Origin of the sequence: Pandoraea captiosa (assembly GCF_902459775.1) — a bacterium.
GTDB classification, from domain to species: Bacteria; Pseudomonadota; Gammaproteobacteria; order Burkholderiales; family Burkholderiaceae; genus Pandoraea; species Pandoraea captiosa.
This window is the reverse complement of sequence record NZ_CABPSQ010000004.1, coordinates 28,547-45,813: the sequence shown is the minus strand read 5'-3', so window position 1 is coordinate 45,813 and position 17,267 is coordinate 28,547. Positions and strand designations below refer to the sequence as shown.

Annotated in this window: 19 protein-coding genes; 8 read left to right on the top strand and 11 right to left on the bottom strand. The window is 61.7% G+C overall.

What is annotated here, in order from left to right:
• Positions 1 to 2 precede the first annotated feature (2 nt).
• The 4 genes from PCA31118_RS13620 to pmbA form a co-directional block, all read right to left on the bottom strand.
• Positions 3 to 878, bottom strand: coding sequence for a branched-chain amino acid ABC transporter permease (locus PCA31118_RS13620; RefSeq protein WP_150625737.1), 876 nt, complete (start codon positions 876 to 878; stop codon positions 3 to 5).
• Positions 879 to 891: 13 nt separating this feature from the next.
• A complete protein-coding gene (locus tag PCA31118_RS13615; RefSeq protein ID WP_150625736.1) occupies positions 892 to 1,773 on the bottom strand; it encodes a branched-chain amino acid ABC transporter permease in 882 nt (293 codons plus the stop codon).
• Between the two features lie 131 nt (positions 1,774 to 1,904).
• A complete protein-coding gene (locus tag PCA31118_RS13610; RefSeq protein ID WP_044455202.1) occupies positions 1,905 to 3,056 on the bottom strand; it encodes an ABC transporter substrate-binding protein in 1,152 nt (383 codons plus the stop codon).
• 218 nt (positions 3,057 to 3,274) lie between these two features.
• Positions 3,275 to 4,633: a metalloprotease PmbA gene (gene pmbA / locus PCA31118_RS13605; protein WP_150625735.1), complete on the bottom strand. Its 1,359-nt coding sequence runs from the start codon at positions 4,631 to 4,633 to the stop codon at positions 3,275 to 3,277.
• A 115-nt stretch (positions 4,634 to 4,748) separates the two neighbouring features.
• Between pmbA and yjgA the strand changes: the two genes are divergently transcribed.
• Positions 4,749 to 5,354 (top strand): ribosome biogenesis factor YjgA, encoded by a 606-nt coding sequence (gene yjgA / locus PCA31118_RS13600; protein WP_150625734.1) that lies wholly within the window; start codon positions 4,749 to 4,751, stop codon positions 5,352 to 5,354.
• Complete coding sequence (mog, locus tag PCA31118_RS13595) at positions 5,354 to 5,974, top strand: molybdopterin adenylyltransferase (RefSeq protein WP_150625733.1); 621 nt, start codon at positions 5,354 to 5,356, stop codon at positions 5,972 to 5,974. Before yjgA ends, mog begins: the two co-directional genes overlap by 1 nt.
• A gap of 143 nt (positions 5,975 to 6,117) precedes the next feature.
• Here the strand turns inward: mog and orn are convergent, their stop codons facing one another.
• A complete protein-coding gene (orn, locus tag PCA31118_RS13590) occupies positions 6,118 to 6,735 on the bottom strand; it encodes an oligoribonuclease (RefSeq protein WP_150625732.1) in 618 nt (205 codons plus the stop codon).
• 102 nt (positions 6,736 to 6,837) lie between these two features.
• On the opposite strand from orn, the gene PCA31118_RS13585 reads away from it, so the two are divergent.
• A complete protein-coding gene (locus PCA31118_RS13585; RefSeq protein ID WP_150625731.1) occupies positions 6,838 to 8,085 on the top strand; it encodes a M48 family metallopeptidase in 1,248 nt (415 codons plus the stop codon).
• Complete coding sequence (gene rsgA / locus PCA31118_RS13580) at positions 8,082 to 9,023, top strand: ribosome small subunit-dependent GTPase A (RefSeq protein ID WP_150625730.1); 942 nt, start codon at positions 8,082 to 8,084, stop codon at positions 9,021 to 9,023. The genes PCA31118_RS13585 and rsgA overlap by 4 nt, the downstream gene beginning before the upstream one ends.
• An 80-nt stretch (positions 9,024 to 9,103) precedes the next feature.
• Here rsgA and PCA31118_RS13575 read toward each other — a convergent pair whose 3' ends face one another.
• The 6 genes from PCA31118_RS13575 to rpsP form a co-directional block, all read right to left on the bottom strand.
• Positions 9,104 to 10,042 carry a CobD/CbiB family protein gene (locus tag PCA31118_RS13575; RefSeq protein WP_150625729.1) on the bottom strand — a complete coding sequence of 313 codons (939 nt, stop codon included), beginning with the start codon at positions 10,040 to 10,042 and terminating at the stop codon, positions 9,104 to 9,106.
• 135 nt (positions 10,043 to 10,177) lie between these two features.
• Positions 10,178 to 10,864 (bottom strand): CoA pyrophosphatase, encoded by a 687-nt coding sequence (locus PCA31118_RS13570; protein ID WP_246190224.1) that lies wholly within the window; start codon positions 10,862 to 10,864, stop codon positions 10,178 to 10,180.
• A gap of 257 nt (positions 10,865 to 11,121) precedes the next feature.
• On the bottom strand, positions 11,122 to 11,508 hold the full coding sequence (gene rplS / locus PCA31118_RS13565) for a 50S ribosomal protein L19 (RefSeq protein WP_044455193.1): 387 nt from the start codon (positions 11,506 to 11,508) through the stop codon (positions 11,122 to 11,124).
• 100 nt (positions 11,509 to 11,608) lie between these two features.
• The gene (gene trmD / locus PCA31118_RS13560; protein WP_150625728.1) at positions 11,609 to 12,376 is read right to left on the bottom strand and encodes a tRNA (guanosine(37)-N1)-methyltransferase TrmD; all 768 of its coding nucleotides are present in this window, start codon (positions 12,374 to 12,376) and stop codon (positions 11,609 to 11,611) included.
• A 60-nt stretch (positions 12,377 to 12,436) separates the two neighbouring features.
• Positions 12,437 to 13,078, bottom strand: a complete 642-nt coding sequence (rimM, locus tag PCA31118_RS13555; RefSeq protein WP_246190223.1) for a ribosome maturation factor RimM — start codon at positions 13,076 to 13,078, stop codon at positions 12,437 to 12,439.
• Between the two features lie 128 nt (positions 13,079 to 13,206).
• The gene (rpsP, locus tag PCA31118_RS13550) at positions 13,207 to 13,458 is read right to left on the bottom strand and encodes a 30S ribosomal protein S16 (RefSeq protein ID WP_017234865.1); all 252 of its coding nucleotides are present in this window, start codon (positions 13,456 to 13,458) and stop codon (positions 13,207 to 13,209) included.
• Positions 13,459 to 13,659: 201 nt separating this feature from the next.
• Here rpsP and PCA31118_RS13545 point away from each other — a divergent pair, with 201 nt between their 5' ends.
• From PCA31118_RS13545 to PCA31118_RS13530, 4 genes are all read left to right on the top strand, one after another.
• Positions 13,660 to 14,787 carry a PQQ-dependent sugar dehydrogenase gene (locus PCA31118_RS13545; RefSeq protein WP_150625727.1) on the top strand — a complete coding sequence of 376 codons (1,128 nt, stop codon included), beginning with the start codon at positions 13,660 to 13,662 and terminating at the stop codon, positions 14,785 to 14,787.
• Between the two features lie 183 nt (positions 14,788 to 14,970).
• The gene (locus PCA31118_RS13540; RefSeq protein ID WP_174990463.1) at positions 14,971 to 15,783 is read left to right on the top strand and encodes an META and DUF4377 domain-containing protein; all 813 of its coding nucleotides are present in this window, start codon (positions 14,971 to 14,973) and stop codon (positions 15,781 to 15,783) included.
• Between the two features lie 9 nt (positions 15,784 to 15,792).
• Complete coding sequence (locus tag PCA31118_RS13535; RefSeq protein ID WP_150625725.1) at positions 15,793 to 16,242, top strand: TM2 domain-containing protein; 450 nt, start codon at positions 15,793 to 15,795, stop codon at positions 16,240 to 16,242.
• A 9-nt stretch (positions 16,243 to 16,251) separates the two neighbouring features.
• Positions 16,252 to 17,187 (top strand): Rossmann-like and DUF2520 domain-containing protein, encoded by a 936-nt coding sequence (locus PCA31118_RS13530; RefSeq protein ID WP_150625724.1) that lies wholly within the window; start codon positions 16,252 to 16,254, stop codon positions 17,185 to 17,187.
• Positions 17,188 to 17,267 lie beyond the last annotated feature (80 nt).

Sequence of the window (17,267 nt, the reverse complement as noted above, 5' to 3'; positions counted from 1 at the left end):
GCTCACGTGGAAGAGGCCGAGCGCGTCTTGCCGGCACGGAACCAACGGCGAAAACGCATCGGATCCCAGATGCCCTTGGGCAGGAACAGCACGATCAGCACCAGAATCAGGCCGTTGACCACGAGACGGAAGTCGTTGAATGCCCGCAGCAACTCCGGCAACAACGTCAGAATCGTGCTGCCGAGCACTGGCCCCACGAGACCGTTGATACCGCCGAGAATCGCCATAGTCAGAATCTCGACACCACGGTCGAAACCGAACTCGTTCGGTCCGATGAAGAACGTCAGATGCGCGTTGAGCGCGCCGGCAAGACCTGCGAGCACGGCACCCAGCACGAACGCCAGCATCTTGTACCCGGTCACGTTGATGCCCATCAGACCTGCGGCCGTCTCGTCTTCCTTGATCGCCTCGAACGCACGGCCGACCTTGGAGCGACGCAGACGCCACAACACTGCGAGGACGATCACGACGGCAGCCGCCACATGCCACCACTGGGTCAGTTGCGGAATACCGTTCAGACCGAGCGCGCCGCCCGTCAGGTCTTCGGTGTTGAGGATGAGCACGCGCACGACTTCGCCGAAACCCAGCGTCGCCATCGCCAGATACACGCCAGACAAACGCAGTGTCGGCTTGCCGATGATGAACGCCACGATTGCCGGCGCCGCCATGCCGCCCGCGAGCGATACGGCAAACGGCGTTTCGTAATTCATCGTCAGCAACGCAGCGGTGTACGCGCCGATGCCCATGAAGGCAGCGTTGGCCATTGCCAGCATGCCGCACGAGAGCGTGAGATAAATCGACAGGGCCAGCAGCGCATTGGTGCCCAGCGTGAGCACCAGATTGCTGTATACCGCCCAGAAATTATTGAACCAGTCCATTGCGCCCCCGTGATTACGCTTTGCGTTCGAGCACTTTGCCGAACAACCCCTGCGGACGCACCAGCAGGATCAGGAACAGCAGGCCGAACGCCACGGCGTCGCGCATGTTCGAGCCGATGTATGCCACCGACAACACTTCGGCAAACCCGAGGAACAAGCCGCCGATCATGGCGCCGCGAATGTCGCCCATCCCGCCCAGAATGATCACCGCGATGCCCTTGTGCAACATCGGTTGCCCCATGAGCGGGAACACGGCGTTGGAGTACAGACCGATCAGCACGCCGGCCATGCCGCCCAGACCCGCGGCAGCGAACGACGTGGCGAGGAACAGGCCTTCGACGTTGATGCCGAGCAGATAGGCGGCCTTCGGCGATTCGGCGATGGCGCGCAGCGCGCGTCCCAGTTGGGTCTTCTTGATCGTGGTGATGAGTACCGCCATGAGCGCGAACGAGATGAAGATGATCGCGAGCTCGAGCACCGTCATGTGCACGCCGGCCACCGTGATGGTGTCCTGCGAGACAATGTCGTACGGAAAGCGAAGGTTCTCTGCGCCGAAAATGCCTTGCACACCGTTGTTGAGCAAGATGCCCACACCAATGGTGGCGATCATCGGAATCAGGTGAGGCGCACCGCGCTTGCGCAACGGTTTGAGCACGAGCACGTCGATGACCAGGCCTAACAGGCCCGAGGCGATGACTGCGGTAACGATCGCAGCCCACAGCGGCAGATGCAGATGCGCGACGGCTTGCAGCGCGGCATAGGCGCCGACCATGAAAACTGCGCCGTGCGAGAGGTTGATGACGCCGAGGATGCCGAACACGAGTGTGAACCCGAGCGCGAACAAGGCGTACACGCACCCGAGGGAGAGCGCGTTGACGAGTTGCTGTTCCAGCATGGTGTGTATTCCAGCCTGAGGGACGGAGGCACGCGCCGACAAGGGGGGGCGACGTGTGCCAGAAACGCCGATGGGCGTAGCGCCTTTCGGCCCTACGCCCATGCGGACTTCTTCAAGTACTGCCGGGCTAGTTACTTCTCGATGACGTACTTGCCACCCTTCGTCACGCTGACGATCGGTGCCTGTTGTGCATCGTAGCCGGCCGGCTTGCCGTTCTTGCCCATTGCCTGACGGAAGGCGAACTTGCCGGTCGCACCGTCGTGCGTGACCTTCGGCAGCGCATCGCGCAGGGCCTTGCGGTCGGCGTCCAGATTGCCCGAGATCTTCACGTTCTTGATCGCGCCCGCCGCGATGTACATCGCGTCGTACGATTGCGCGGCGAACTGGTCCGGCGCCACGTTGTACTTCGCCTTGTAGGCGGCGATGAACTTGGTGTTGGCCGGCGTGTTGTTCTCGATCGACCACGGGCTACCCACCCACAGGCCGTCCGAGCTGCCCTTGGCCAGATCGAAGATCTTGACCGAGTTCATGCCGTTGCCGCCGATGAACGGGACGTTGATGCCCAGTTGACGCGCCTGCACCATGATCGGCGCACCTTCGGCGATCAGTGCCGACAGCACGATGGCGTCCGGGTTGGAAGCCTTGATCTTCGTGAGCTGCGCCTTGAAGTCCACATCGCCCTTGGCGAACGTTTCGGTCGTCGTGACCGGAATCTTCAGGTCTTCGAGGGCCTTCTTGAAGTTGTCGTAGCCGCTCTTGGTGAACACATCGTCGTTGCCGTAGAGCACCGCGACCTTCTTGATGCCCGTGTGCTTGGCCGCAACCTTGATGGTCTCGGGCAGCACGTCGGCTTCGGTCACCGAGTTGCGGAAGATGTAATCGCCAATCGAGGTAATGCCGTCAGCGGTATTCGACGTGCCGAACGCCACCGTCTTGCCGGCTTGCGCGATCGGGTCGGCAGCCTGTGCCGAGTTCGACAGTGTCGGGCCGAAGACCATGAGCACCTTGTCCTGGAAGATCAGCTTCTTGAAAACGTTGATCGCCTCTTCCTTCTTGCCCTGCTCGTCCTCGACCTGAAGCACGAGCTTGTTGCCGTTGATGCCGCCGGCGGCGTTGATTTCGTCAGCGGCGAGCTGGAAACCGTTCTTGATGGCGATACCGTATTGCGCAGCGCCGCCCGACAGTGCTTCGGCCACACCGATCTTCAGATCGGCTGCGTGGGCCGCAGCCACCATCCCCGTAGCGACAAGTGCGCTCAGCAACTTGGTCATGGTGCTTTTCATGAGTCCTCTTCCTCCAATACCTAGTCTCTAGTTATGAGAAGGCGCGCCTTATGAGCGCGCCCATTACCCTAACTACCGTATCTGTTCTTAAGCCACGGCTTAAGAAAACCCCTAAGGATATCGCAAACTGCTTGCGCCGGACACGATAATTGAGCATTTGCCCCGCAATGGCGCACAAATGCAACGCGTTTGTGGCGCCATAACGGCTTTTCGCAGCATCAATGACCGGCAATGGTCATTTGTTCAATCAGGATTGACCCGACTTCCTTGGTACCCCGCACCAGCGTGTCGGCACCGATCGCGACGATCTGCCGGAACATGTCGTTCAGATTGCCCGCCAGCGTAATTTCCTCGACGGGATACTGAATTTCGCCGTTTTCGACCCAGAACCCCGAAGCGCCGCGCGAATAGTCGCCCGTCACATAATTTACGCCCTGCCCCATCAACTCAGTCACCAGCAGCCCGGTCCCCAGCTTGCGAAGCATGGCGCGGAAGTCGTCGCTCGGCGCGGTCAGCTTGCTGTACATACGCAGATTGTGCGAGCCGCCCGCATTCCCGGTCGTCTGCATACCGAGCTTGCGTGCCGAATAGGTCGAGAGGAAATAACCCTGCACGACGCCGTCGCTCACAACGTCGCGCGCGCGCGTCTTGACGCCTTCTTCGTCGTAAGGCGCGCTGCCCATGGCGCGGGGCACGTGCGGATCTTCGTGAATACCGACATGGTCAGCGAAAACCGGCTTGCCCAGCGTGTCGACGAGGAATGTCGCCTTGCGATACAGCGCGCCCCCGCTCACCCCCTGCACAAATGCCCCCAGCAGCCCCGCTGCGAGCGGAGCCTCGAAGAGCACCGCGCACTTGCGCGTGGACAGCTTGCGGGCGTTCAGCCGCGCCAGTGCGCGCTCGGCGGCGTATCGACCGACCGCCTCGGGCGACGCCAGATCGCCGGCCGCGCGCTTGGACGAATACCAGTCGTCGCGCTGCATGTGGCTGCCGGAGCCCGCGATCGGCGACACCGACAGGTAGTGGCGCGAGTACGGATAACCGGATAGGAAGCCCCGGGTCGTGCCAAGCAGGAACTGGGAGTGCTGGGCGGAGACGGCCGCGCCTTCGGAGTTGCGAATGATCGGGCTCACGTCGAGCGCGGCCTTCTCGGCGCGACGAGCCAGTTCGACCGCCTCGTCTGCCGTAATGTCCCAGGGATGGAACAGCGACAGGTCCTGCGGATGCATTTCGAGCAGCTCGGACTCGGCGAGGCCCGCACAATCGTCTTCCGCGGTGAAACGGGCGATGTTGTAGGCGGCGTCGACCGTGTCGTGCAGCGCCTTGCGGGAAAAGTCGGAGGTACTTGCGTTACCGCGGCGCTGGCCGATGAATACGGTGACGCCGACCAGCTTGTCGCGATTGCGCTCGATGGTCTCGACCTTGCCGCGCCGCACCGAGACCGACAGGCCGTCGCCCTCGGAGATCTCCGCCGCTGCGTCGGTTGCGCCGAGCGAACGGGCGTACTGCAGCACGTCGCTGACGATTTCCTTGAGTTGATCCTGGGTATGCGTGAAATGCTGGGTCGCTTGGGACATCGGCGCGATTCGGTCAGTGGCTGAATAGGAACCGCCATCTTAGCGCGACTTGCGAGCCGTCGTGCGTAGCCCAAGCAACTATTTGGACGACGCGCGCCGCGTTACAATAGCGGCTATGACGCACATTCAACGCTTTAACCGTATCGCCCATAGCGAGCTTTCCGACGAAGGCCCGAGCAAGTCGCAGCGCAAGCGCGAGTCGCATGCCCTGCAGGATCTGGGCGAAGAACTGGTCAATCTGGCCAAGGACGCGCTCGCCCGCGTGCCGATGCCCGAAAACCTCGAGCGCGCCGTTCGCGATTGCCGCACCATCACGGCCCATGAGGGCCGACGCCGACAGTTGCAGTACGTGGGCAAGCAGATGCGCACGCTCGACGAGAGGGAAATCGAGGCCATCCAGCGCGCGCTGGATGTCATCAAGGGCGTCTCCAAGGCCGAAACCGCCAAGCTGCATGCGCTGGAGCGGTGGCGTGAACGCCTGCTGGCCAAGGACGAGGCGCTGACCGAACTGCTCGCGCAACATCCCGGCGCCGATGCCCAGCAACTCCGCACGCTCATTCGCAACGCCCGCCGTGAGCAGGCCGCGCAAAAGCCGCCCAAGGCGTTCCGCGAATTGTTTCAGGTCCTCAAGGATTTGCTCGGAACCGGCGCTGCCGCAGCCGAAACTTCGGACGAGGCCGATAACGATCTTCCGGAATTCCCAACACGCGAGGACGATTGATGGTTGCCCGCGCACATCCCGACGAACTTCGCGTAGGTCTGGTGTCCATCAGCGATCGCGCCAGTCAGGGCACGTATGAAGACCAGGGCATTCCTGCGCTTCAGGCGTGGCTCGGCAGCGCGCTCACGTCGCCGTGGGTGGCGCAAAGCCGATTGATTCCCGACGACGCCGAGGGCATCACGGCGACCCTGATCGAACTGGTGGACACGCTGCAGTGTGATCTGGTGCTGACCACCGGCGGCACGGGCCCTGCGCGGCGCGATGTCACGCCCGAAGCCACGCTGCTCGCCGGCACCAAAGAGATGCCCGGATTCGGCGAGCAAATGCGCCAGATCAGCCTTCGCTTCGTACCGACAGCGATCCTCTCGCGACAGGTGGCCGTGATTCGCGAGACGGCAGATCACGCGGCGCTCATCATCAATCTGCCCGGGCAGCCGAAGTCCATCAAGGAAACGCTCGAAGGGCTGCGCGACGCGGACGGCAAGACGGTCGTGCCTGGCATTTTCGCGGCGGTGCCCTATTGCATCGATCTGATCGGCGGGCCGTACATCGAGACGAACGAAACGGTCTGCAAGGCCTTCCGTCCCAAGAACGCGATACGAGCACCGAAATCGGCTTAAGCGACGCGAAGGACGTCGGCGATGGCGGCAACCTGCCTCATCGGCCCTCGCCGCTCCCCCTCCCAAAATGCAAAAACGCCAGCGAATCCGCTGGCGTTCATGCTTGTGCTCCCGGTTTTCGCAGAAACCCGGTTCGCAGAAATTCAGGCCGTGGTCACGGGCACAGCGGTCTTCAGAAAGTGTTCACGGTAGTACACCAGTTCGTCGATCGATTCGTGGATGTCGGCCAGCGCCGTGTGCGCGGCACGCTTGGTGAAACCCTTGTAGACCGTCGGCTCCCAGCGGCGGCACAACTCTTTGAGTGTGCTGACGTCCAGATTCCGGTAGTGGAAGAACGCTTCGAGCTTGGGCATGTAACGCGCCATGAAGCGGCGATCCTGGCAGATCGAATTGCCGCACATCGGCGACTTGTTCGGCGGCACGTACTGGCTCAGGAATTCAATCAGCTGCGCCTCCGCACCCGCTTCGTCGACCGTCGACGCCTTGACCCGATCAATCAGCCCGGACCGGCCATGCGTGGACTTGTTCCAGTCGTCCATCCCGTCGAGTACGGCGTCGGACTGGTGAATCGCGAATACCGGCCCTTCGATGCGGCGCGTGAGTGCCGAATCGGTAACGACAACCGCCACCTCGATGATGCGGTCGCTGTCGGGCTGCAAGCCGGTCATCTCCATGTCGAGCCAGACCAAATTGAACTCGGCACGCGCGAGCGTGGTTTCGGCGTCGGCGAGCGTGGGATTTTGGGATGGAATGGAAGACATGATCGGAAGACTCTGGAAAACGCGTCGTAAAGCGACCGGCACGGCGCCTCACCGGTCGAAAGAACTTATAATTCTCGCATACTTCGGATTCTCCTCAAGCGCATGTTCACTTATCTCTTCGTGATCTTCCTGTTGGCGATGGTCATGACCAAGCTCTGGCTGGCCGCCCGCCAGGTCCGCCATGTCGTGGCCCATCGGGCCTCGGTGCCCGAGCGCTTTGCCGACACGATCACGTTGACCGATCATCAGCGCGCCGCCGATTACACCGTCGCCCGTACCCGGCTCGGTATGGCGGAGATCTTTGCGCAAGCGGTGCTGCTCGTCGCCTTTACCTTATTGGGCGGGCTGAACCTGCTGCACGTCGGCATCTCGGCGTGGCTCGGCGAGGGGTATGTCGGTCAGATCGCCCTCATTGCCGCAGTACTGCTCATTTCCGGTGTCGTCGATCTGCCCTTCACTTATATCCGCCAATTTGTGATCGAACAGCGTTTCGGCTTCAACCGCATGTCGCTCGGGCTGTTCATCGCGGACATGATCAAGGGAACGGCCGTCGGCATCGTGCTTGGCTTGCCGCTGCTTTTCGTCGTGCTGTGGCTGATGGACCAGGCCGGGCCACTCTGGTGGATTTACACGTGGGTCGTGTGGGTCGCGTTCAACCTTTTCGTGCAGTTCATCTTTCCGCACGTCATTGCGCCGATGTTCAACAAGTTCGAACCGCTCTCGGATGCATCGCTCGCGCAGCGCATCGAGGCGCTGATGCAGCGTTGCGGCTTCGCGGCACGAGGGCTGTTCGTCATGGACGGCTCGAAGCGCTCCGCACACGGCAACGCCTATTTCAGCGGATTCGGCCGAGCCAAGCGCATCGTGTTCTTCGACACGCTGATCGAGCGACTCTCGCCTGCCGAGATCGAGGCCGTTCTGGCGCACGAACTCGGGCACTTCAAGCGTCGCCACATCACCAAGCGTCTGGTCGTTGCATTCGCCCTGTCGCTGGCGTTTCTCGCGCTGCTCGGCTGGCTCACCGGTAAAACGTGGTTCTACACAGAACTGGGGGTGATGCCGTCGATGACCGGTAGCAACAACGCGTTGGCGCTGGTGCTTTTCTTCCTGGTCCTGCCGGTGTTCGGGTTCTTCGCCAGCCCGCTCAGCAGTCTCACCTCGCGCAAACATGAATTCGAAGCCGACGCGTTCGCCGCGAGCCAGACGCAGGCGAGCGACCTCGTGAATGCACTGGTCAAGCTTTATCAAGATAACGCGTCGACATTGACACCCGATCCGCTCTACACCGCGTTTTACTATTCCCACCCGCCCGCGTCCCAGCGCATCGACCGTCTGCTGGGGCACGCATGAAGCGCGGCGCCAAGGGTAAAACGCAAGCAGTTCAATCGACCGAACAGGAGCGACGCCACGGACGCGTGGCCGCGGCCCACGGCCGTCATTACGTTGTCGAAGCGGATGATGGGGAGACCGTGCTGTGCTTTCCTCGCGGCAAGAAGAGCGAAATCGCCGTTGGCGATGAGGTGTCCTGGGCGCGTACGGGCGATCAAGGCGTCATCGAGGAGATTCTGCCGCGGCGCAACCTGCTCTACCGCTCCGACCAGTTCAAGAGCAAGCTCTTTGCCGCCAACATCGATCAGTTGGTCATCATGCTGGCGACGGAACCGTACTTCAGCGAGGACCTGCTTGGCCGCGCCCTGGTCGCAGCGGAGGCGAATGAATTGCGGCCGCTGATTGTCCTGAACAAGACGGACGTGTCCGGCGCTTTGCCGGCGGCGCGCGAACGTCTGGCGCCATACCGGGCACTCGGATACGAAGTCCTCGAGTTGTCGGTGCGTGCGGATCCCGAGACAGCGAAAGCGCTATTGTTGCCCCGCCTGGCGCATCAGGCCTCGCTGCTGCTCGGTCAGTCCGGGATGGGGAAATCGAGTCTGGTGAACCTCGTGGTGCCCAACGCGGACGCTGCAACACGCGAAATCTCGACGGTATTGAATTCAGGTAAGCACACGACGACCTTCACGCGCATCTTTCATCTGCCGGAGGGTGGTCTGCTCATCGATTCCCCCGGTTTTCAGGAATTTGGCCTGCATCACCTCAAGGAAGGCGCACTGGAGCGGGCGTTTCCCGAATTTCGCCCACTCCTGACCGGATGCCGCTTCTACAACTGTCATCACCTGAAGGAGCCGGGCTGCGCGATTTTGGAAGCCGTTGCCGATGGACGGATTTCTCAGCAGCGCCACGCCCTTTATGCGCAGCTCGTCCATGAGTCGGAACAGCAAATCCCGTATTAAGCGACCACAGCGCACACGCCATGCGACAAAAAAACCCCGCGTCTGCGGGGTTTTTTGTCGGTCCTGCACAACTAGAAAAATCAGCCCAACCAGACGGCAAGCGTGAGTAAGAGCAACAGAAGCATCCACAGCAGCACTGCGCGCCACACTAAACCGACCGCCGCCTGCAGGGTGCGCGGCGTGCACTCGCTACCGACGGGCAACACTGCGTCGTCACCTTGATTGAGGGCATCAACGCTGGACACTTCGGCCAATGGTCCGGTCAGTCGCGCGCCCAGTGCACCGCTCCCGGCTGCCAGCAGAATGCCTTCGTTTTCATTCGGCCATTGCTTGGCGTAATGACGCCATGCGTAGATGGCGTCTTCGAAGTTACCGACGATCGCAAAGCCGATGGCGGTGAGGCGTGCAGGCACCCAGTCGATGACGTAGAACGCCTTGCGTGCAAACGCGCCGAACGCCGGGCTGCGATCCGGTGCGGCCTCCGTCCACCGGCGCGACAGGTACTCCGCGAGTCGGTACAACACGGCGCCCGCCGGACCGATCGGCATCAGGAACCAGAAGAACACCCCGAAGACGTGGCGATGCGACGCGATAACCGCATGCAGCAGCGTATGGCGCACGATTTCGTCCACCGGCATATCGACCGTATCGATGCCGATCCATTGACGCAGGATCTCGCGCGCTTCGTTGACGTTGTCGTTATTGAGCGCAACGTGAATGTCGGTGAAGTAATGACTGAACTGGCGAAAACCCATCGTCAAATAGACGATCAGCACGTTCCAGGCAAAACCCAGGAAAATGTTGACCCGCATCAGCAGGTAGTAAATGACGCCAACGGCCAGGACAAACGGTACGACGACGACCAGCCATGCAAGCACGCCATGACGCGGCTGCCCAGCGTCGAACGACTGCGACGTGTGTGTCGCGTGGGAGCGGATCAGGTTGTAGATCGGGTTTTGCGTGGAGAGGGCACGCACCTGCTCGAGGATCAGCGCGAGGAGTACCGAGAAGAATGTCATGCGTGCGATCAGATCACCGGACGGAATGGTGTAACGATAGCACAGCTTCTCGCAAATGCCCGCCCGGTGCGCCTTGACGACGCACTCGCCAACGCATTTGAGCGCACAGCCCGCACTGCCCGACCGCCTTTCGCGTCAGGCGCGCAACAATTGATAGAAATTCCGCAGCATGCCGGCCGTCGCTCCCCAAATGAAATACTCACCGCCTGCCGGCTTCGGGTAAGGCATCGCGTAGAAACGGCGCTCGCCGACCTGATAATTGAAGACACGAATCTGGTGATGCGCCGGATTCATCAGAAAATCCAGCGGTACTTCGAAAATCTCGTCCACCTCCCCGGTATCGGCCACCAGGTCGAACGGAGGTTTGACAAGTCCCACAACCGGCGCGACACGAAAGCCGGTGCCGGTCACGTAGTCCGGCAAACTTCCGATAACCTCGACGGCGCCGGCGTCCAGCCCAATTTCTTCGCGTGACTCGCGCAAGGCCGTCGCAACGGGGGTGGGATCGTCGGGTTCCCGACTTCCTCCGGGGAAGCTCACCTGCCCCGCGTGCGTACTCAGATGCTGGGTCCGCTTCGTGAGCAACACGGTGGTGCCATGCGGTCGCATCACCAGCGGTACCAAGACCGCGGCGGCACGTGGCGTGAACAGCGAGGGAGAGGTCAATTCGACGATACCGGACTCTGGCGTCCAGATCGGCGGACTGGCCAGGCGGTCACGTAGCGCTGTAGGCGTCAACCGCTCTGCCGGCACCGAAGGCTCACCCTCGCCCGTCGAGACGATAGGTAACGCTTCAGGATGCAGGATAAGAGGTGGGGCCACGTAGACCTTTTCAGGATAGATAACTTCGCTATTTTAGCGAGGAAGCCGAAAGTGCGTATGCGCGAAGAAAATGCCATTCACGCGGCAATTCGCGGCATACCCGCGTTATGCCGGACCGGGCGCACCGCCGCACCGCCGCACCGCCGCGTGACGCACGACCGAATGCGGCAGAACGAAAAAAGCACCCCGAAGGGTGCTTTTCCGTACAACTTTTGCTGCGCCCGGCCACAGGTCGCCAGACGTAGCGGCGCCCGACTTTACTCGGCGGCGGCAGGCTTGCTCTTGAACGTGAGCTTTTCCTTGATACGTGCCGACTTGCCCGAACGCTCACGCAGGTAGTACAGCTTCGCGCGACGAACATCACCACGACGCTTGACTTCGATGCTGGCGATCAGCGGCGAGTACGTCTGGAACGTACGCTCAACGCCTTCACCCGACGAAATCTTGCGGACGATGAAGCCCGAGTTCAGGCCACGGTTACGCTTGGCGATCACGACGCCTTCGTAAGCCTGAACGCGCTTGCGGTTACCTTCAACCACGTTCACGTTGACGATCACGGTATCGCCCGGGGCGAATTCGGGGATCGTCTTGTTCGCGGTCAGACGCGCGATTTCTTCTTGCTCGATCTTGGCGATCAGATTCATTTACCACTCCTTGTGCCATCGTATCGACGTTATACCGGCGAGCCGGCCCCGACAGAGGATGGGTTCAAACCGAATGTCGTCCCCATGACGACACCCGAACCTACTTGGCCGAATCGGCCTGCAGGCTTGCCAGCCATGCCTCATCGGCACGACTGAGCAATCCGTTGGCGCGTGCGCTCTCGATCAAATCGGGTCGCTTGCGCCAAGTGTTGGCCAACGCCTCACGGCGCCGCCACTTTTCAATCTCTGCGTGATGCCCGCCCAACAACACGTCGGGCACGCGCACACCTTCGTATTCTTCCGGCCGCGTGTAATGCGGACAGTCGAGCAACCCATTGACGAAGCTGTCTTGCTCCGCCGATTGCTCATCGTTCAGCGCCCCCGGCAGCAGGCGGATCAGGGAATCCATAAGCGCCATGGCCGGTATTTCACCGCCGGAGAGCACAAAATCGCCGACGCTGACTTCTTCATCCACCACGCGATCGATCAATCGCTGATCGATGGCTTCATAACGTCCGCAAAGCAAAATCAGACCCTGCTCCTGCTCGCGCAGCTCTACGACCCGACGATGCGTCAACGGCTTGCCTTGCGGCGACATCAACAACACCCGACCACGCGGCACACCGGCTTGTGCCTGCGCCGCCTTTGCAGCGGCAATCGCATCGTCGAGCGGCTTGGCAAGCATCACCATGCCAGGCCCGCCGCCATAAGGGCGATCGTCGATCGTGCGGTAGTTGTTGTGCGTGAAATCACGCGGATTCCAAAACCGCAAACCGTAGCGCGACTGCTTGAGCGCCCGGCTGGTGACGCCCCAGTCGGTCAGCGCCCGAAACATTTCGGGAAAGAGCGTGACGACGTCAAACTGCATCAGACCGGTTCCGTCCATAGGTGCCCGGGCGCAAAAGCCACCGGGCGGTCAATCGGTAATTCAGTAATCGAGACCCCAGTCGGCCACAATGCGCCCGGCCTGGGTGTCGACGGTCTGAATATACTGGCCAACGAACGGGATCAAGCGCTCGGCGGTCTTCGCGGGCTTGTCGTCGATGGCAGGCACGTCGTATGTGACACGCAACACGGTATGCACGCCGTTATCGAGCAAGCCGACGACCTTCCCCAGCAATTCGTTCTGCAAATTCGTCACCTGGGCGCCAATCAGGTCGACCCAGTAGAACTCGTCTTCACCAGCTGTCGGAAATGCACTTCGCGGCACCCAGACCTGAAGGCCCTTGAGCGCCTCGGCAGCCGTGCGGTTCTCGCTTCCACGCAATTGCGCGACGACCGTGCCCGAGTGTCCACGGCTATGAAGCACGTTGGCCTTCGTAAAGGCGGACTCACCGGGACGGCGGAAATACCAGCAATTTGCGGACAAGAGGCCTTCGCCCTCACCCGTGTGCGGCTGCACCTTGATCCAGCCGCGAATCCCGTAGGCATCGCCGATGTAACCAAGCTCGACGAGATCGTCGGGGACTTCGGTCACCGGGGCGAGGACCTGCTCAGCGCGCATGCCGGAGGCGCGACGCGCTTCAGCACCGATTTTCAGCGGTACCCGCTCACGTGCGGTACGAACCATGCCAATCCAACCTTGTGACGAACACACGGCGATGCCTGCTCCGGATCACTCAGGAACAGGCACCGCCGTTCAATTCTCATGCCATCGGCAAACCGATAGCAATGCGTACAGCTCGACTATCTGAAAGCTTAGGCAGCAGCCTTGGCGCCTTGCTTGATCAGACGAGCCACGGTCGGCGACAGTTGTGCGCCAACGCCTTGCCAGTACGTCAGACGGTCTTGAGCAATACGCAGACCTTCCGTGCCTTCGGCAGCGACCGGGTTGTAGAAGCCAATACGCTCGATGAAGCGGCCATCGCGGCGGTTACGCGAGTCGGTTGCAACGATGTTGTAGAACGGGCGCTTCTTCGCGCCGCCGCGAGCCAGGCGGATAACGACCATATTAAATCCTTGTGAATCCAGAAGTGTTCGGACAGAAAACGCGTGATTATAGCGCAAAACCCTCGTCAAAACAAACACTTCGCCAAACGGAATGTGGTCCCCGCCATACCGCGCCAAAATTGCGCCGCCAGTGCGGCCCTGCCGCGCCCCTGCGGGGCCTGGTCTACAATGCACGCATCCTTTGCGTGAAGCGAGTCCCGAATGCCAGGATTTCCCAATGGATGGCAACGTCTTCTAGGCGCGCTCCTCGCCTGCGCCTCTCAACTCGTGACCGCGCGCGAAGCCCTTCCGATCGAGCAGCTGTCGCTGCCGCCCGGTTTCCACGTCGAAGTGCTCTCCGATCAAGTCCCCGGCGCGCGGGGGATGGCGCTAGGCCCGAAAGGCACCTTGTTTGTCGGAAGTCGCGCGCAGGGTAACGTCTACGCGATCACGCTCGACCCCTCGCGCGCCTACGCCGCCAAAATCCGCACGGTTGCCTCGGGGCTGAACATGCCCGTCGGCGTCGCCATTCGTAATGGCACCCTCTATATCTCCGCCGTTTCACGCATCGTGAAACTGGAGGACATCGAAAATCGTCTGGACAATCCCGGCAAACCGGTGACCGTCTACGACAAGCTACCGTCCGAAAGCCACCACGGCTGGCGATATATCGCTTTCGGCCCCGACCAACGCCTCTACGTGGGCGTTGGCGCCCCCTGCAATGCCTGCCATCAAGACGAAAATCGCTACGCCATGATCGGGAGCATGAAAGCGGATGGCACCGATTGGCGCGTCGTGGCCCGCGGCGTGCGCAACACCGTGGGATTCGACTGGCAGCCCGGCACAAATGCGCTATGGTTCACCGACAATGGTCGCGATTCGATGGGTGACGATATGCCCGACGACGAACTCAATCGACTCACCAGTCACGGCGAGCATTTCGGATTCCCGTATTGCCATGCAGGCGACATTGCGGATCCCGACTTCGGACGGGAAAAATCTTGCAGCGCTTTCACGCCGCCCAAGGCGAAACTTGGCGCTCACGTCGCAACACTTGGCATGCGCTTCTATTTAGGTAAGCAATTCCCCGAGGAGTATCGCGGCAGTATCTTTATCGCTGAACACGGGTCATGGAACCGAAGCAGCAAGGTCGGGTATCGGGTCGTACGTGTAGCGCTGGATGCGAAAGGCAACGTGGTGAAACAGGAAGTCTTTGCCCAGGGCTGGCTGGGCGCCGACGATTCCGTATGGGGTCGCCCCGTCGACCTGCTGACATTGCCGGACGGTTCCCTAATGATTAGCGATGACTATGCCGGTGCGATATACCGCATCACATACCGGAAGCCTTGAGGCCCCGCCATGACAGTTAGCCAAACCGTTTGGGAAATGTCCCCAGCCCTACGCAAGGAACTGTCCCCTTGCAGCCTCTGTCAACCGGTCGTGGTACTCACGGCACCGTTTGAACACACTGCCCTGCGTTCGACGCGCCTCTGGCCGTTCCTGCCCCCTGTGCAACTACACCCATTCAAAATCATGACGCAAAGCCGACTCTCGCTCCGCCCCACCTCGTTCGCCACCTATCTGGCGACCCTCCTCGTGCCGGCCGCCATGCTGGCCGGTTGCGCCGCACCGACCGGCGGGGGCACGAATCCGTCGTCGGGGGCCACCGACACCACCGCTGCCGCGACGGGCCCGGCCGACATTCTCGGCACCTGGCAACTGGTGAAATGGGAGGGCGCGAGCGATGCCCCGAGCCTGCCTGAGGGCCGCGCGATCAATCTCACGTTCAACGACAAGGGCGCGTTCTCCGGCACCGGCGGCTGCAATCGAATTTTCGGTCAGTACACGCTCGGGCCGGGCAAGGGCCAGGTCACGATTCAGGCCCCTGCCGCGACACGCATGGCATGCGCGGATTCGATGGCATTCGAGACGCGTTATCTCAAGACACTGCCGAGCGTGACCCGTTTTGAGCGCCGCGATACGCAGTTGACACTGAGCGCCCCCAACGGTGAAACACTGACCTACGCGTCTCAAACACTGCTCAACCGACCGGTCGCGGGCGCAAGCGGCACGACCAAGACAGAAGACCGCATTCTGGATGTCGATTCGCAAATGGCCGATTGCGTCGGCGTGGCGCCGCGTAAGTGTTTGCGCGTTCGCACGGCGGACGACACCGGAAAATCGCAATGGGAGCTGTGGTACGCCCACATCGATGGCTTCGAGTGGAAGCCCGGCGTAGAATACCGCGTGAAAATTCACGGCGAACCCGTGGCCAATCCGCCCGCTGACGCGTCGAGCATGCGCTGGACGCTCGTCGAAGTCCTTCGCGAAACGCCTGCCCGATAACCACATCCAATGAACGCAGTCGCCTACAAGTCCAAGACCCTGACCGCCGGCCTCGCCATGCTGTTCGGCACACTGGGCCTGCATCGCTTCTATTTGTACGGCCTGCGCGATCGCTTCGGCTGGGCCCACATCGTGGGTTCTGCGTGCGGGGTGGCTGGCTGGGGTCTGCTTGTGACGAGCGAGCTGCATTCCTCGGCGGGATGGGTATTGACGGTTCTCGGTGCCATCTCGCTGTTTTCCGCGTTCCTCGCGGCGATCGTCTACGGACTTCGTCCGGATGAGCGCTGGAACGCACAATTCAATACTCAGGTCACGGCCAAATCCCGTTCGGGTTGGATCGCCGTGATCATCGTCAGCGTGTCGTTGTTTGTCGGTGCCATGCTGATGATGGTCGGCCTCGCCGTGGCGTTCCAGACGTACTTCGAAATCCACGACACGCCGAACCGGCTGTCCCAGTAGGCCCCGATTGTGACGCTCACTTCGCCACCACTCCCGCCCCGGCCGACGTTGGGCTTCATTGGCGCGGGACGTGTCGCCAGCGCCCTGGCAGGCGCTGCCGCCAGGGCGGGATACGAAGTGCCCGTCATTGCCAGCCGCCGCGGGGAAAACGCGGAGCGTGTCGCAGCAGCACTGCGTAACTGCCACGCACTGACCATTGACCGCCCCGGGGACATGAACGCTGTCTTTTCGCGGGCCGACGTAGTGTTTCTTACGGTCCCCGACGACGCCATTGCCGAATGCGCGTGCTACCTCACGCCGCGCGCCGATCAGGCGCTCGTGCATTGCAGCGGAGCTTCCGAAGTCGGACTGCTTACGCGTGCGACGAAGAGCGGCGGACAAATTGGCGGATTCCATCCGCTGTTTCTCTTTGCGGGACTGGACGATGACGCAACTCGCCTTGCAGGCAGCGCGATCACGATCGAGGCCGAAGCGCCGCTGAACGAAGTGCTTCAACGTCTCGCGAGCGACATGGGATGCCGCGCCCTGTCGATTCCTGCGGGCGAGCGCATGCGATATCACGCGGGCGCCAACTACGCTGCCAGCTTTCTGCTTTGTCTGCTCGACGAAGCGACGCAACTGTGGAAGGCGATCGGACTTCCGGCGGAAGACGCCCGCGAGGCGATGTGGCCGCTCGTGATGGGGACGCTCAATGCCGCGCGCGAGCGCGGGCTTTCGGGCGCACTCGCCGGGCCGGTGTCGCGCGGCGATGCCGGCATCGTTACGCGACACACGGAAGCGCTTGCCGCAATGGGAGGCAACCATGCGACGCTCTATTCCCTGTTGACCCAGCGAGCCATTCACCTCGCCCGGCAACGTCCCAACGCCGATGACAGGGCGCTCGATGCCATTGCGCGAGCCATCGCCCCGTATATTCCACCCGTGGCTCCCGAGCACGACGCATAACTTCGCCCAGGCGGTCCACTCCTTCCAGCACGCCACTACCAAGGGCATGTCCGCCGCCACGGCAACTGCATTCGCTGTCA

Bases quoted from the DNA above. Each gene is read 5' to 3' on its own strand.
- PCA31118_RS13620 (WP_150625737.1), bottom strand. From the start codon at position 878: ATGGACTGGTTCAATAATTTCTGGGCGGTATACAGCAATCTGGTGCTC.
- PCA31118_RS13615 (WP_150625736.1), bottom strand. From the start codon at position 1,773: ATGCTGGAACAGCAACTCGTCAACGCGCTCTCCCTCGGGTGCGTGTAC.
- PCA31118_RS13610 (WP_044455202.1), bottom strand. From the start codon at position 3,056: ATGAAAAGCACCATGACCAAGTTGCTGAGCGCACTTGTCGCTACGGGG.
- pmbA (WP_150625735.1), bottom strand. From the start codon at position 4,633: ATGTCCCAAGCGACCCAGCATTTCACGCATACCCAGGATCAACTCAAG.
- yjgA (WP_150625734.1), top strand. From the start codon at position 4,749: ATGACGCACATTCAACGCTTTAACCGTATCGCCCATAGCGAGCTTTCC.
- mog (WP_150625733.1), top strand. From the start codon at position 5,354: ATGGTTGCCCGCGCACATCCCGACGAACTTCGCGTAGGTCTGGTGTCC.
- orn (WP_150625732.1), bottom strand. From the start codon at position 6,735: ATGTCTTCCATTCCATCCCAAAATCCCACGCTCGCCGACGCCGAAACC.
- PCA31118_RS13585 (WP_150625731.1), top strand. From the start codon at position 6,838: ATGTTCACTTATCTCTTCGTGATCTTCCTGTTGGCGATGGTCATGACC.
- rsgA (WP_150625730.1), top strand. From the start codon at position 8,082: ATGAAGCGCGGCGCCAAGGGTAAAACGCAAGCAGTTCAATCGACCGAA.
- PCA31118_RS13575 (WP_150625729.1), bottom strand. From the start codon at position 10,042: ATGACATTCTTCTCGGTACTCCTCGCGCTGATCCTCGAGCAGGTGCGT.
- rplS (WP_044455193.1), bottom strand. From the start codon at position 11,508: ATGAATCTGATCGCCAAGATCGAGCAAGAAGAAATCGCGCGTCTGACC.
- trmD (WP_150625728.1), bottom strand. From the start codon at position 12,376: ATGCAGTTTGACGTCGTCACGCTCTTTCCCGAAATGTTTCGGGCGCTG.
- rimM (WP_246190223.1), bottom strand. From the start codon at position 13,078: ATGGTTCGTACCGCACGTGAGCGGGTACCGCTGAAAATCGGTGCTGAA.
- rpsP (WP_017234865.1), bottom strand. From the start codon at position 13,458: ATGGTCGTTATCCGCCTGGCTCGCGGCGGCGCGAAGAAGCGCCCGTTC.
- PCA31118_RS13545 (WP_150625727.1), top strand. From the start codon at position 13,660: ATGCCAGGATTTCCCAATGGATGGCAACGTCTTCTAGGCGCGCTCCTC.
- PCA31118_RS13540 (WP_174990463.1), top strand. From the start codon at position 14,971: ATGACGCAAAGCCGACTCTCGCTCCGCCCCACCTCGTTCGCCACCTAT.
- PCA31118_RS13535 (WP_150625725.1), top strand. From the start codon at position 15,793: ATGAACGCAGTCGCCTACAAGTCCAAGACCCTGACCGCCGGCCTCGCC.